Here is a 13,025-nt window from a genome sequence, read left to right as displayed (position 1 = left end):
GGGAAACGTCGTGGATCAGGTCGTCACACGCCGGTTGAAGAGCAGTCCCGGACGGTGTCGTACGAGAGCGGTGCTGTACGAAAACGGTGTGGAACGCGACTGGGCAGGCCCGGGCACAGGCGTGCCCGGCGGGTCAACCGGCCGTACGGGCCGTGACGGTGGCCAGCTCACGCCGCCACCGGGTGAACAACCGCGGCTGGTTCAGCCCGAGCACCGCAACCGGACGGCCCGCGCTCCGGTAGACCGCGAGGAAGCTGCGGTCGGCCGCCGCGCCCTCCTCGACCGTGACGCTGTCGGATTCCGAGGCGTGCCCGGCGAACTGGATCCGGACGCCGTACTGGTCCGACCAGAAGTAGGGCGGGCGGAGCGGCTCGGGCAGGGCCGTACCTCCGGAGAGCAGGGCGGCCACGGCCGCCGCCGGCCGTTCCCGCGCGCCGGTCCAGTGCTCGACCCGGCGGTGCCCCCCGACAGCGGGGTCGTACCAGGCCGCGCAGTCGCCGACCGCGACGATGCCCGGGATGCCGGTGCCGCCTGCGGCGTCGCACCGTACGCCGTTCTCCAGCGTCACTCCGGCCCCCTCCAGCCAGTCGGTGCACGGGCGCGCGCCCACCCCGACGACCACGGTGTCGGCCAGGACACGGCGGCCGTCCTCCAGCAGGACGGCGTCCACCCGCCCTTCTCCGGTGAGAGTCCGGACGCCGGCTCCGCACAGCAGCCGGACGCCGTGGTCGCCGTGGAGCTCGGAGACGATGCCTCCCATCTCCGTTCCGAGCGGACCGGCCAGCGGTGTCGGGGCCGCCTCCACGACCGTGACGTCGAGGCCGAGCCCGTACGCGGTGGAGGCGACTTCGGCTCCGATGAATCCGCCGCCGATGACGACCAGCCGGCCACCGCGCGCGAGATCCGCCCGCAGCGCGCGGGCATCGTCGAGCGTACGCAGCACATGCACACCGGCGAGGCCGTCGCTCCCGGGCAGGGTCCGGGCGGCCGCTCCGGTGGCGATCACGATCCCGTCCGCCCGGACCGACCTGCCGTCGGCGAGCCGTACGAGGCGGTCGCCCCGCGACCCGCTGTCGAGCCCGATGGCTCGCGTGCCGAGCTCCCACTCCGCCGCGAGGTCCTCGCCGTCCGCCTCCAGTGCGAGGACGCCCTCGTCGATGTCTCCGGCGAGGAACCCCTTCGACAACGGCGGCCTGTCGTACGGGCGGTGGCGCTCATCACCGATGAGGACGAGCCGCCCCTCGTAACCCTGCTCGCGCAGCGAGCGGGCGGCCGACAGCCCGGCGAGCGACGCGCCGACGACGGCCACGGTCTTCACGCGGGGCCTCCCGCCAGGCGTACGGACGCGCAGGGCGGGAGGTTCGGTGGCGCCTGGGACAGCAGGACGTAAATCATGCCGTCCTCGACGAGGACCTGGTGGGTGCGTACGGGCAGCTTGGCCGGGGGCGCGTCGACGCTGCCGGTACGCAGGTCGAACTTCGAGGCGTGCAGGGGGCATTCGATCTCGCACCCCTCCAGCCAGCCGTCGGACAGCGACGCGTCCTGGTGGGTGCAGGTGTCGTCGATGGCATAGACCTCGCCATCCTCGGTGTGGAACACCGCGACAGGGGGATCGGACTCGAGCCGGTAGGCCTCGCCTCGCGGGAGATCGGCGAGACGGCACGCGGGAATCATCATGACACCTCGGTGCGTATAGCGAAACGGATTGCGGTGAACGCAACGTCAGTTTGAGGGCCCCCCTATGCCTTGTCAAGGCGCCGTTCGCGACGGCCCAAGGGATCCTCTCGTTGCGCTCTACGCACGATTCCGCATATGGCGGAACGACTGCCGCAGCGGACGCCATGCCGTCCTCATGAGGCCGCCGTGTCACATGTCTTGACAGGGATCGCCGGCCGCGAGTTCCCTTCGTTGCGCATAAGACAAGGCATTGCGCGATAAGGAACCCGACGAGAGGGGTCACCATGCCCGTTGCCCGGCACCGCCTGCTCAGCGTCGTCACCGCGGTCACCGCACTCGCCACGGTGGCGGCCGGCCCCGTCCTGGCTCAGGCCTCGGGCGACCCGGCCCCCGCCGGCCAAAACAGCCGCAAGGCCGAGCTGAAGTCCTGGCCGGATGGACAGGGACGTCGGCTGGAGAAACTCATCGCGGATTCCGCCGGGCGCGGCGCATACGCGGTGTTCGACGCCGACAACACGATCTGGCGCTACGACCTGGAGGAGGCCCTGCTCCCGTATCTCGAGATGAAGGGCGTGCTGAGCCGGGACTCGCTCGACCCCTCGCTGAAACTCATCCCCTTCCGGGACGACGAGAGCCTCTACTCGTACTACGTGCGGCTCTGCGAGATCGACGACAAGGTCTGCTACCCGTGGATCGCGCAGGTGTTCTCGGGGCTCAGCCTGGAGAAGCTCAAGGCCCGCGTCGACGAACTCTTCGCCTACGGCAAGCCCATCCCGGTGACGTACTACGACGGCGATGTCACCGTGCACAGCACGGTCAACCCTCCGCGCATCTATCCCGCCCAGCGCGAACTCCTGGGCGAGCTCCGGAAGCACGGGATCACGCCCTACGTGATGACCGCCGCACACGAGGAGCTGGTGCGCATGGTCGTGTCCGACCCCACGTACGGCCTCGGTATCGAGCCGAAGAACGTCATCGGCGTCACCACGCTGCTCCGCGACCCGGGGACCGGTGAACTGACCACCGCGCGCAAGCAGATAGAGAAGGGGCACTTCCTCGACGCGGAGTACCCGGCGAGCAAGCACAACAGCATGGTCATAACACCGTATCTGTGGACCCCGGGCACGTGGTACGTGGGCAAGCTCGCCGGCATCAAGGAGTACATCGACCCCTACGAGCGTCCGATGCTCGTCGCCGGTGACGCCCCCTCCGACTGGTTCATGCTCTTCGACACCGATGTGCGGGCCGGGGGCCTTCGGCTGTGGGTCAACCGCAAGCAGAAGTACACGGACGCGCTGGAGGTCGAGAAAGCCAAGCGGGCGGATGAGCAGAAGGCGGCCGGCGTCCCTGTCGACGCCGACCGCAACTGGGTGGCCGTCAAGCCCGCGGAGATCGGGGGCTGAAGGCCGGTTGACTCCGGCCGGGCCCGCCCGTGGTCACCAACCGCGGGCAGCCCATTCTTCGAGGTGTGGCGCTTCGGCGGCGATGGTGGTCGTGTCCCCGTGGCCCGGGTACACGACCGTCTCGCCCGGGAGGGTCAGCAGCCGGTCGCCGATCGATCCGATGATCGCGCCGAAGTCGCTGTACGACCGTCCGGTCGCGCCGGGTCCGCCCGCGAAGAGCGTGTCCCCGCTGAAGAGGGCGCCCAGGCCGGGCGCGTACAGGCACACTGCCCCCGGCGCGTGGCCGGGCGTATGGAGCACGCGCAGAAACGTCCCCGCCACCTCGATCCGCTCTCCGTCCGCCACCGCACGGTCGGGCCGGCGGTTCGGGTGCGTCATCTTCCACAGCACCTGGTCGTCGGGGTGAAGGAGGATGGGCGCGCCCGTCCGGTCCGCGACCTCGGGCGCCGCGTTCACGTGGTCGTCGTGCGCGTGGGTGCAGACGACGGCGGACAGACGGCGGTCGCCGACAGCGGCCAGAATCGCCTCGGCGTCGTGCGCGGCGTCGATGACCACGACCTCGTGGTCGTCCCCGACGAACCAGACGTTGTTGTCGACCTCCCAGGTCCCGCCGTCGAGGCTGAACGTCCCGCTGGTGACGAGGCGTTCGATGCGCAGTTCCCCCGCCGCCATCAGAACACCACCACCGAGCGCAGCACATCGCCGTGGTGCATCTTCTCGAAGGCTTTCTCGACATCGCCGAGTCCGATCGTCTCGGAGACGAACGCGTCGAGGTCGAAGCGCCCCTGCAGATACAGGTCGATGAGCATCGGGAAGTCGCGTGAGGGAAGGCAGTCGCCGTACCAGCTGGACTTCAGAGAGCCGCCGCGCCCGAAGATGTCGAGCAGCGGCAGCTCCAGCTTCATCTCGGGAGTGGGTACGCCGACGAGCACGACGGTGCCCGCCAGGTCGCGGGCGTAGAACGCCTGCTTGTACGTCTCCGGACGGCCGACGGCCTCGACGACCACATCCGCGCCGAATCCTCCGGTCAGCTCGCGTACGGCCTCGACCACATCCGTCTTCGTGCCGTCGACGGTATGGGTGGCGCCCATACTTCTGGCCCGTTCCAGCTTGCGCGCGTCGACGTCGACGGCGATGACGCTGGTCGCCCCGGCGAGCTTCGCTCCGGCGACGGCGGCCATCCCGACGCCGCCGCACCCGATGACGGCGACGGAGTCGCCGCGGCCGACGGCGCCGGTGTTCACGGCGGCGCCGAAGCCCGCCATGACACCGCAGCCGAGCAGTCCGGCGGCGGCGGCCGGAGCGGCGGGGTCGACCTTGGTGCACTGCCCGGCGGCGACCAGCGTCTTCTCCGCGAAGGCGCCGATGCCGAGCGCGGGGGCGAGGGGCGTGCCGTCGAGCAGCGTCATCGGCTGGGTCGCGTTGTGCGTGGAGAAGCAGTACCACGGCTTGCCCTTGCGGCAGGCACGGCACTGGCCGCAGACCGCGCGCCAGTTCAGGATCACGAAGTCACCGGGCTCGACCTCGGTGACACCCGCACCGACGGCCTCGACACGACCTGCCGCCTCGTGCCCGAGGAGGAAGGGGAAGTCGTCGTTGATGCCGCCCTCGCGGTAGTGCAGATCGGTGTGGCAGACGCCGCACGCCTCGATCTTCACCAGCGCCTCGCCGGGTCCGGGGTCGGGTACGACGATCGTTTCCACGGAGACGGGCGCGCCCTTCTCCAGGGCGACGACGGCGCGGACCTCGTGGGCCATGGGTACTCCTCGACTGGAACGAATCCCTTGACAGTGTTGCCTATGGTGATGCGCGTCTCTCAAGTCGCAACTGAAGCATTGGGGAAGAAGGCCCCCCGGTCAAGGGTCACGGCGCCGTCGTGTCAGTGACCGACGGGCGGCGAGCGGCGGGCGGCGGGCTGATCTCTCCGTGCACCGTCTCCTGCTCCGGACGTGACCAGGCACGACCGCGCGGGCGCTGACCTGCCTGGCCGGGTCCAGCCCGGCCGCGGGGCCTCAACATCCGGCGGCGCAGTGGCCGCACCCAGCGATATCCGGGAGGGGACTGGACCGAGGGCACCGCTTTCACGGTGACATGCCGACCCGGCACCGACGGGGGCCTGGCGCGTTCGCCCCGGTCAGCGCTCTGTTCCTCCGGCAGGCCGAACACATCCACGTCGGTTCGGACGACGGCGTGCGCCAGCTCCGTAGCGAGCGCGGCTGCGCCGATGTCGTCCTCCGCCTGGACAAGGGCGATGGACGGTTCGGCGTGCTGCGCCATGGCAGTGTGACCGTGGCGGTTCCGCTCAATGCCCGCGCCCTGGCTCTCACTGGCGACCGCGGCAGGCTCGCCTGCTTCCTCCCGCTCGACGACGAGGCCGTGGAGATCCGTTCGTTGACTGGCCCGGTCAGCCCACGCCGGGGATCAAGCGGAGCGAGATCGAGTTGATGCAATAGCGCTGGTCGGTGGGCGTCGGGTAGCCCTCGCCCTCGAAGACGTGGCCCAGGTGCGAGCCGCACTTCGAGCAGAGCACCTCGGTGCGGACCATGCCATGCGAGACGTCCGCCTTCAGCTCGACGGCGTCGGAGTCCTTCGGGTCGAAGAAGGACGGCCAGCCGCAGTGCGACTCGAACTTCTCGGTGGAGCGGAACAGCTCGTTGCCGCAGGCGCGACAGGAGTAGACGCCCTCCGTCTTGGTGTCCGTGTACTCACCTCGGAAGGCCGGCTCGGTGCCCGCGAGGCGCAGCACCTGGTATTCGGACGGGGTCAGCTCCGCCTGCCACTGCTCGTCCGTCTTCTCGACCTCGTACGACATGACTCTCCCGTTTCCTCAGGCCCTCAGTTCGACAGGCGGGCGAGGATGGCCGGACCGAGGTCCGTGACGTCGCCCGCGCCCATCGTGAGAACGAGATCGCCCGGCTTCGCCATTCCCGCGATGACGTCGGCGACGGCGTCCTTGTCGTGCTCGGCGTTGACGTCGGCGCCCGCGGCCCGGGCGGCGGCGATGATGATCTCGCTGGTGACCCCGGGGACCGGGTCCTCGCGCGCCGGGTAGATGTCGAGGACCACGGAGGAGTCGGCGAGCGCCAGGGCCTGGCCCATCTCCTTGCCGAGCTCCTGGGTGCGGGAGAAGAGGTGGGGCTGGAAGACGACCAGGATCCGGGAGTCGCCGGCGGCGCCGCGGATGGCCTCCAGGTCGGCGGTCATCTCCGTCGGGTGGTGCGCGTAGGAGTCGATCACCTGCACGCCGGCCGCCTCGCCCTTGAGCTGGAGGCGGCGCTTGACGCCGGTGTACTTGCCGAGGGCGGAGGCCAGGTTGTGCGCCGGGATGCCGAGGGCGACACCGGCGGCGAGGGCCGCGACGGCGTTGTGCGCGTAGTGGCGGCCGGGCACGGAAACGGTGAAGGTGAGCATCCGGCCGTCGAGGACGACGGTGACCTCGCTGGTCAGACCGCGCGGGGTGATCTTCGTGATGCGGACGTCGGCGCCGTCCTCCTCGCCGTACGTGACGACCTGGAGGCCCTCGTTCCCGGCGACGCGGCGGGCGATCTCGGCCGCGCCGGCCTGGCCGTGGGCGACGACCAGGGTGCCGCCGGGGACGATCTTGCCGACGAAGGTCTCGAAGGACTCGTAGATCTCCTCCATCGACGCGTAGTTCGCGTGGTGGTCGAGCTCCGCGTTGAGGATGATCGCGACCTGGGGGGTGTACTTGTGGAAGCTCCGGTCGCTCTCGTCCGCCTCGGCCACGAAGATGTCGCCCTCGCCGTGGTGGGCGTTGGAGCCCGGCGCGTCCAGGTCGCCGCCGATGGCGTACGACGGGTCCAGGCCCAGGGCCGACAGGGACACCGCCAGCATCGAGGTGGTGGTGGTCTTGCCGTGCGTACCGGCGACCGCGATGGGGCGCAGGCCGTCCATCAGGCCCGCGAGGGCGTCGGAGCGGTGCACGACGGGGATGCCGAGCTCGGCGGCGCGGGCCAGCTCGGGGTTGTCGGCGCGGATGGCGCTGGAGACGACCACGCAGGTGGAGTCGTCGGCGAGGTGGCCGGCGGCGTGCCCGATGTGGACGGTGGCGCCGTGGGCGCGCAGCGCCTGGGCGGTCTCCGAGTCACGCGCGTCGCTGCCGGCGACCTGCGCGCCGCGCTGGGCGAGGATCTTCGCGATGCCGGACATCCCGGCGCCGCCGATGCCGATGAAGTGGGGCCGTTCCATGGCGGTCGGCAGGCCGGGCTTCATTCAGGTCGCTCCAGAAATCGAGTACGAGAGGTTGAACCGGACCCCAGCCTATTCGTTGTGGGCGAAGAGCTTGAGCACCGGAACGCCGACCTTGTGCCGGGCCCGGGAGGCCCAGTCCCGGTGGAAGAACTCCTCGACGAAGTGCGGGGCGGTCAGGACGATCACCTCATCGGCGTTCGTCTCCTCCACGACGGCCTTGAGTTTGTCGAGGGGGTGGTCCTCGATGATCTGGCCGGAGGCCTTGGCGCCCTTCTTCCGCAGGGCCTCCAGGGAGTGCTCAAGGGCCTGCTCGGCGGGGCCGCGGGCGGCCTCGCCCTCGGGTTCGTCGCCCTCGCGGATGGCCTCGGGGAGCTCACCGAGCGCTACGTCGTCGATGGCGCGGAGCAGTCGGTCCTGGTCGCCCCGGGGTTGCATGAGGACGAAGAAGGAGACCGCGTCGTCTCCGTGAAGGCTGGTGACGAAGTCCACGTCGACCGGGGTCAGCGGCTGCTCGATCATCAATACACTCGTGAACACGGACGCCCTCTCCTTCATGGGCCGAGGCCGGTCGCCCGGCCCCTGCGGAAACCATCCTGCCCCGCTGTCGCGCGGGGCCTTGCGCGGATATGTCTGCCCAGTTATGTGCCCGGGGGAAGCAAAGCGGAACGGCAAATTCCGCCCCTTGTCAGATCCGACGGTAGCTCGTGAAGAGGAACCCGGCCTCTTCCAGTACGGACGCGGGCGCCAGCCGGTGCGGTACGGCCACCGAGGGGCCCCAGGCGATGCGCTGGGCGTCCCCCGCCGCGAGCATCGGCGCGACGGTCAGGCACAGCTCGTCCAGCGCGTCGGCGGCCACGAACTGGCCCAGCATCCGGGGCCCGCCCTCGGTGAGCTGGCGGCGCAGACCCCGCTCCGCGAGCTCCCGTACGGCCCGGGCCGGATCCACGGCGGCCCCGTCCCCGGCCACGACGACCTCGGCCCCGGCCCCGGCGGCCTCGGCCACCCGGTCGGCGGGCGCGGTGGCGCCGGTGATCACCAGGGTGGGCACCAGGGGGGAGGTGAACAGCGGCAGGCTGAAGTCCAGGTCCATGCTCGCGGTGATCACCGCGATGGCGGGGGCCGGGCCCTGCCCCGCGGCCTTGCGGCGGGCCGCGAAGGCCTCCCGGGCGCGGGCCGGCCGGTAGCCCTCCCGGCGAACCGTTTCCGCGCCGACGACCACCACATCGGCCAGTCCTCGCAGGGTGCCGAAGATCCGCATGTCGGTCTCGCCGGAGATGGGCTGGGAGCGCCCCTCGTGCTGGGCGGCCCCGTCCAGGGTGGAGACCATGTTCGCCCGCAGCCAGTGCGCGTCGCCGGCGAGCGGAGGGTACGCGTACGCCTCCGCGAGCTCGTCCATCGACCACTCCCGGTCGGCCTCGGCTACTGATGTCTGATCTGATGTCTGATCGGTCACAGGGAACAGGCGTCGCATCGGTGCAGTGTGACACGCCCCGTAGAGTTAAGGGCTGTGTCAACCTCTCTCTCCACATCCGGTTCGACGACGTCCGGGCGGAGCCCGATAGCCGACGCGGGCCCGCATGCCCTGTGCGCCCGCGCGCCGCACGTGCCCGCCGAGCGCCTGGTCGCCGAGATGGTGCCGCCGCCGCGTTTCGACTCGGTGCGCTTCGACACGTACAACCCGGACCCGGCCCAGCCGAGCCAGGCCGAGGCCGTCACCGTACTGAGCACTTTCGCGGCCGGCCTGGGCGGGGCGCACGCGAGCGGCGCCGGCAAGCGGCGCTGGTTCGCCAAGAAGCCCGCGGCTGCGGCCCCCGGCTCGCGGGGGGTCTACCTGGACGGCGGCTACGGCGTCGGCAAGACCCACCTGCTCGCCTCCCTGTGGCACGCGACCCCGGCCGAACCCGCGCTCAAGGCCTTCGGCACCTTCGTGGAGCTGACCAACCTGGTCGGCGCGCTGGGCTTCCAGCAGACGGTGAAGACGCTGGGCGGGCACCGGCTGCTGTGCATCGACGAGTTCGAGCTGGACGACCCGGGTGACACCGTGCTGGTGTCCTCACTGCTGAGCCGGCTGGTCGAGCAGGGCGTGGCGCTGGCCGCGACCTCCAACACCCTGCCGGGCAAGCTGGGCGAGGGCCGCTTCGCCGCCGCGGACTTCCTGCGGGAGATCCAGGGGCTGTCGGCGCACTTCCGGCCGCTGCGGATCGACGGGCAGGACTACCGGCACCGAGGCCTGCCCGAGGCGCCGGCGCCGTTCTCGGACGAGCAGGTGGCGAAGGCCGCGTACGCGACCCCGGGCGCGAGCCTGGACGACTTCCCCGGCCTGCTGGAGCACCTGTCGAAGGTGCACCCGAGCCGGTACGGCGCGCTGACGGACGGGATAACGGCGGTCTGCCTGACCGATGTCGGCCCGGTGCCGGACCAGTCGACGGCGCTGCGGCTGGTGGTACTGGCCGACCGGCTGTACGACCGGGAGATACCGGTGCTCGCCTCGGGCGTCCCCTTCGACCGTCTCTTCAGTGAAGAAATGCTGAACGGCGGCTACCGCAAGAAGTACTTCCGAGCCATCTCGCGGCTCACCGCGCTGGCACGCGACGCGAAGCCCCTGGTGTCCCAGTAGGTTTGGGGACGCCGGGTCGTCTCGTCTGGGCGGCCCGGTCGATTCCACTTCTGCGAAGGGATCCACCATGGCCGCCACGCGCAATGCGCACGCCGTCTGGGAAGGCAACCTGTTCGAGGGCAAGGGCGTCGTGACGCTCGACTCGTCCGGGCTCGGTTCCTACCCCGTTTCCTGGCCCGCCCGGACCGACGAGCTGGCGAACGGGCGGACCAGCCCGGAGGAGCTGATCGCCGCCGCGCACTCCAGCTGCTACAACATGGCCTTCTCCAATGTCCTGGACAAGGCGGGCACCCCGCCGACCAAGCTGACGACCTCGGCGGCCGTCACTTTTGTGCCCGGCAAGGGGATCACTGGCATCCACTTGACCGTCGAGGGCGAGGTACCCGGCAGCGACAGCGCCAAGTTCGCCGAGGCCGCCGAGGACGCGAAGCAGAACTGCCCGGTCAGCCAGGCCCTGACGGGTACGACGATCACGCTGTCAGCGAAGCTGATCTGACGGCCCGCCGCCTGCCCACGCCCGGGCGGTCGTGCGGTGCGGGCGGCGACGCCCACACCGCACGACCCGTCCCGGCCGGTCTGCCGCGCGCGTGATCTCCGGCCCCGGTGGCGGCCGGTGGGGTGAGGGAACGGCGCCCGTCACCGCGTCGGGCGCCGGGGCGCGGGGGCCCGTGGTACCACGGGTCGCGTCACACCTCGTCCCCCGGAGCCGCCGATGTCCGTCAGCCGACGAAGCCTGCTCGCCGCCGGCGGTATCGCCTTCACCGGAGCGCTCGGGGCGCTCTTCGCCGGTGCGGGCGCTGCCGTACCCGCCGCCGCCCGGGGGTACGGGTACGGGCCCCTCGTGCCGGACCCCGCCGGCCTTCTCGACCTGCCGGCCGGCTTCACGTACCGCGTGCTCTCCCGCGCCGGGGACCCGCTCCGCTCCGGCGAGGGCACCGTCCCGGCCAACTGCGACGGCATGGCGGCCTTCGGGGCCGGCGGACACCGGGTGCGGCTGGTCCGGAACCACGAGAACCGCACCACCGCCGCCCTCCGCGTCCCGCCCGTCGACGGGCTGACCTACGATCCGCACGCCCTCGGCGGCTGTACGGTCCTCGACCTCGGCCCCACCGGCCGGGTCACCGCCGAGCGGGTCGCCCTCGCCGGTACCGCCGTCAACTGCGCGGGCGGCCGCACCCCCTGGAACACCTGGCTGAGCTGCGAGGAGACCGAGGACCGGGCGGGCGGCCCGGCCGGCTACACCAAGGACCACGGCTACGTCTTCGAGGTGGACCCCGCCGACCCGCGCCGCTCCGGGGCGGTACCGCTCACCGCCATGGGCCGCTTCGCGCACGAGGCCGTCGCCGTGGACCCGTACCTCGGGGTGGTCTACGAGACCGAGGACGCGTTCATCAAGCCCTTCGGCCTGTTCTACCGGTTCCTGCCCGAGCGGCCCCTCGGCGGGCTCGGCTCGCTCCGGGCGGGCGGCTCCCTGGAGGCCCTGCGGGTGCCCGGCGTGCCGGACCTGTCGGTGGTGACGGAGCCCGGGACCGAGTTCCCGGTGGAGTGGGTACCCGTACCCGACCCCTCGGCCGCCGAGACGCCCATCCGGCTCCAGGACTTCGGCCCGGGCGGGATCACCCACGCCCAGAAGCTGGAGGGCTGCTACTGGGGCGACGGCGGCGTCCACTTCGTCTCCAGCTACGCCCGCAGCCGCGAGGGCGCGGCCGCCGACCACTACGGGCAGGTGTGGTTCCACGATCCGCGCAGCGGCCGGCTCCGGCTGGACGTGGTGTTCGGCCCGGCCACGGACGTGCGGCTGCCCGGGGACTCGCCGGACAACATCTGCCTGGCGCCCGACGGCGGCCTGATGGTGTGCGAGGACGGCGGCGGGGCCCAGTACGTCTTCGGCGTGACCCGGGCCGGCGAGGTCTACCCGATGGCCCGCAACGCCGACGACATCGGAAAGCCGGGCGCCCCGGAGTGGGGCGAGTTCGCCGGGGTCACCTTCTCCCCGGACGGGCGAACGATGTACGTCAACGCCTACGCACCGGGCACGACCTTCGCGGTGACCGGCCCCTGGCTCTGACGCCCGGCCCGACCGCTTCCGCCCGTCCTTCGTCACGTCGCGGCGCCCTTCGATCCGTTGCACGATCGGAGGGACCGACGGGATTGGGGCAGCGGTGGCGAAGAAGGACGGCGGGAGCAAGAAGGACGGCAGGAGCAAGGAGGACGGGCGGAGCAAGAAGGACGGGCGGAGCAAGGAGGACGGGCCGAGGACCGAGAAGTCCCCTGCCCGGCACGCCCCGCTCCGCGAGCTGCTCCGCGTACCGGCCGGTGAGCGGCTCCACCTCTCCCGCTTCGACCCCGCCGCGATCCCCGCCGGCCCCGCCGACAAGGCGGCCGGCCTGGCCGCCGCCGCCCGGATGGCGGAGCCCCTCGCCTCCCTCCAGGAGCGGCTGTACGCGGCGAGCACCGCCGGCGACCGCCGCCGTGTCCTCCTCGTCCTCCAGGGCATGGACACCAGCGGCAAGGGCGGCACGGTCAAGCACGTCGCCGGCATGTTCAACCCCTCCGGCTGTCGCGTCAGGGCCTTCAAGGCGCCCACGCCCGAGGAGAAGAGCCACCCGTTCCTCTGGCGCGTCATACAGGCCCTGCCCCAGCCGGGTGAGATCGGCATCTTCGACCGTTCGCACTACGAGGACGTCCTAATCGCGCGGGTCCGCGAACTGGTGCCGCGCAGTCAGCTGAACCGCCGGTACACCCAGATCAACCGGTTCGAGGAGTCCCTCGTGGACGACGGGGTGACCGTGGTAAAGGTCCTCCTCCACATCAGCCGCGAGGAGCAGGGCAAGCGGCTCCTGCAGCGGCTCGACAGCCCCGACAAGCACTGGAAGTTCAGCCCGGGCGACATCGAGGAGCGCGCCCTGTGGCCCGCGTACCAGGAGGCGTACGAGCTGGCCCTGGAGCGCTGCTCCACCGACGCGGCGCCCTGGTTCATCGTTCCCTCAGACCGCAAGTGGTACCGGAACTGGGCGATCGGCACGCTGCTGCTGGAGCATCTGGAGGGCATCTCGCCGCGCTACCCAAAGGCGGACTTCGATGTGGAGGAGTGCCGCGCACGTCTGATTGCCACATAG

The 13,025-nt window shown here is 71.3% G+C and carries 13 protein-coding genes; 5 read left to right on the top strand and 8 right to left on the bottom strand.

Translation table 11 applies throughout. From position 1 onward, the window contains the following. Window positions 1–133 precede the first annotated feature (133 nt). Both J7I97_RS21255 and J7I97_RS21250 read right to left on the bottom strand, forming a co-directional pair. Window positions 134–1,318: an NAD(P)/FAD-dependent oxidoreductase gene (locus tag J7I97_RS21255; RefSeq protein ID WP_214937235.1), complete on the bottom strand. Its 1,185-nt coding sequence runs from the start codon at window positions 1,316–1,318 to the stop codon at window positions 134–136. Then, on the bottom strand, window positions 1,315–1,677 hold the full coding sequence (locus tag J7I97_RS21250; RefSeq protein WP_214937233.1) for a bifunctional 3-phenylpropionate/cinnamic acid dioxygenase ferredoxin subunit: 363 nt from the start codon (window positions 1,675–1,677) through the stop codon (window positions 1,315–1,317). The genes J7I97_RS21255 and J7I97_RS21250 overlap by 4 nt, the downstream gene beginning before the upstream one ends. Before the next feature lie 284 nt (window positions 1,678–1,961). On the opposite strand from J7I97_RS21250, the gene J7I97_RS21245 reads away from it, so the two are divergent. Next, a complete protein-coding gene (locus J7I97_RS21245) occupies window positions 1,962–3,080 on the top strand; it encodes a haloacid dehalogenase-like hydrolase (protein ID WP_214937231.1) in 1,119 nt (372 codons plus the stop codon). Between the two features lie 33 nt (window positions 3,081–3,113). Here the strand turns inward: J7I97_RS21245 and J7I97_RS21240 are convergent, their stop codons facing one another. From J7I97_RS21240 to J7I97_RS21215, 6 genes are all read right to left on the bottom strand, one after another. Continuing rightward, complete coding sequence (locus J7I97_RS21240) at window positions 3,114–3,752, bottom strand: MBL fold metallo-hydrolase (protein ID WP_214937229.1); 639 nt, start codon at window positions 3,750–3,752, stop codon at window positions 3,114–3,116. After that, entirely contained in the window at window positions 3,752–4,837 is a 1,086-nt protein-coding gene (locus J7I97_RS21235; protein ID WP_214937227.1) for an S-(hydroxymethyl)mycothiol dehydrogenase, read from the bottom strand. Before J7I97_RS21235 ends, J7I97_RS21240 begins: the two co-directional genes overlap by 1 nt. Before the next feature lie 647 nt (window positions 4,838–5,484). Continuing rightward, complete coding sequence (msrB, locus tag J7I97_RS21230; RefSeq protein WP_214937225.1) at window positions 5,485–5,892, bottom strand: peptide-methionine (R)-S-oxide reductase MsrB; 408 nt, start codon at window positions 5,890–5,892, stop codon at window positions 5,485–5,487. A gap of 23 nt (window positions 5,893–5,915) precedes the next feature. Beyond that, a complete protein-coding gene (murC, locus tag J7I97_RS21225) occupies window positions 5,916–7,310 on the bottom strand; it encodes a UDP-N-acetylmuramate--L-alanine ligase (protein ID WP_214937223.1) in 1,395 nt (464 codons plus the stop codon). Window positions 7,311–7,358: 48 nt separating this feature from the next. Continuing rightward, entirely contained in the window at window positions 7,359–7,826 is a 468-nt protein-coding gene (locus J7I97_RS21220) for a universal stress protein (RefSeq protein WP_214937221.1), read from the bottom strand. 148 nt (window positions 7,827–7,974) lie between these two features. Beyond that, on the bottom strand, window positions 7,975–8,760 hold the full coding sequence (locus J7I97_RS21215) for a pyrimidine reductase family protein (protein ID WP_214937219.1): 786 nt from the start codon (window positions 8,758–8,760) through the stop codon (window positions 7,975–7,977). A gap of 36 nt (window positions 8,761–8,796) precedes the next feature. On the opposite strand from J7I97_RS21215, the gene zapE reads away from it, so the two are divergent. From zapE to J7I97_RS21195, 4 genes are all read left to right on the top strand, one after another. Further along, window positions 8,797–9,906: a cell division protein ZapE gene (zapE, locus tag J7I97_RS21210; RefSeq protein WP_214937217.1), complete on the top strand. Its 1,110-nt coding sequence runs from the start codon at window positions 8,797–8,799 to the stop codon at window positions 9,904–9,906. A gap of 67 nt (window positions 9,907–9,973) precedes the next feature. Next, complete coding sequence (locus J7I97_RS21205) at window positions 9,974–10,402, top strand: OsmC family protein (RefSeq protein ID WP_214937215.1); 429 nt, start codon at window positions 9,974–9,976, stop codon at window positions 10,400–10,402. 216 nt (window positions 10,403–10,618) lie between these two features. Then, window positions 10,619–11,974 carry an alkaline phosphatase PhoX gene (locus J7I97_RS21200; protein ID WP_214937213.1) on the top strand — a complete coding sequence of 452 codons (1,356 nt, stop codon included), beginning with the start codon at window positions 10,619–10,621 and terminating at the stop codon, window positions 11,972–11,974. Window positions 11,975–12,068: 94 nt separating this feature from the next. Continuing rightward, window positions 12,069–13,025: a PPK2 family polyphosphate kinase gene (locus J7I97_RS21195; protein ID WP_214937211.1), complete on the top strand. Its 957-nt coding sequence runs from the start codon at window positions 12,069–12,071 to the stop codon at window positions 13,023–13,025.

The sequence above is a fragment of the Streptomyces sp. ISL-87 genome, from assembly GCF_018614095.1.
In the GTDB taxonomy this organism is placed as follows: domain Bacteria; phylum Actinomycetota; class Actinomycetes; order Streptomycetales; family Streptomycetaceae; genus Streptomyces.
This window is presented reverse-complemented; position numbering and strand designations above follow the sequence as displayed.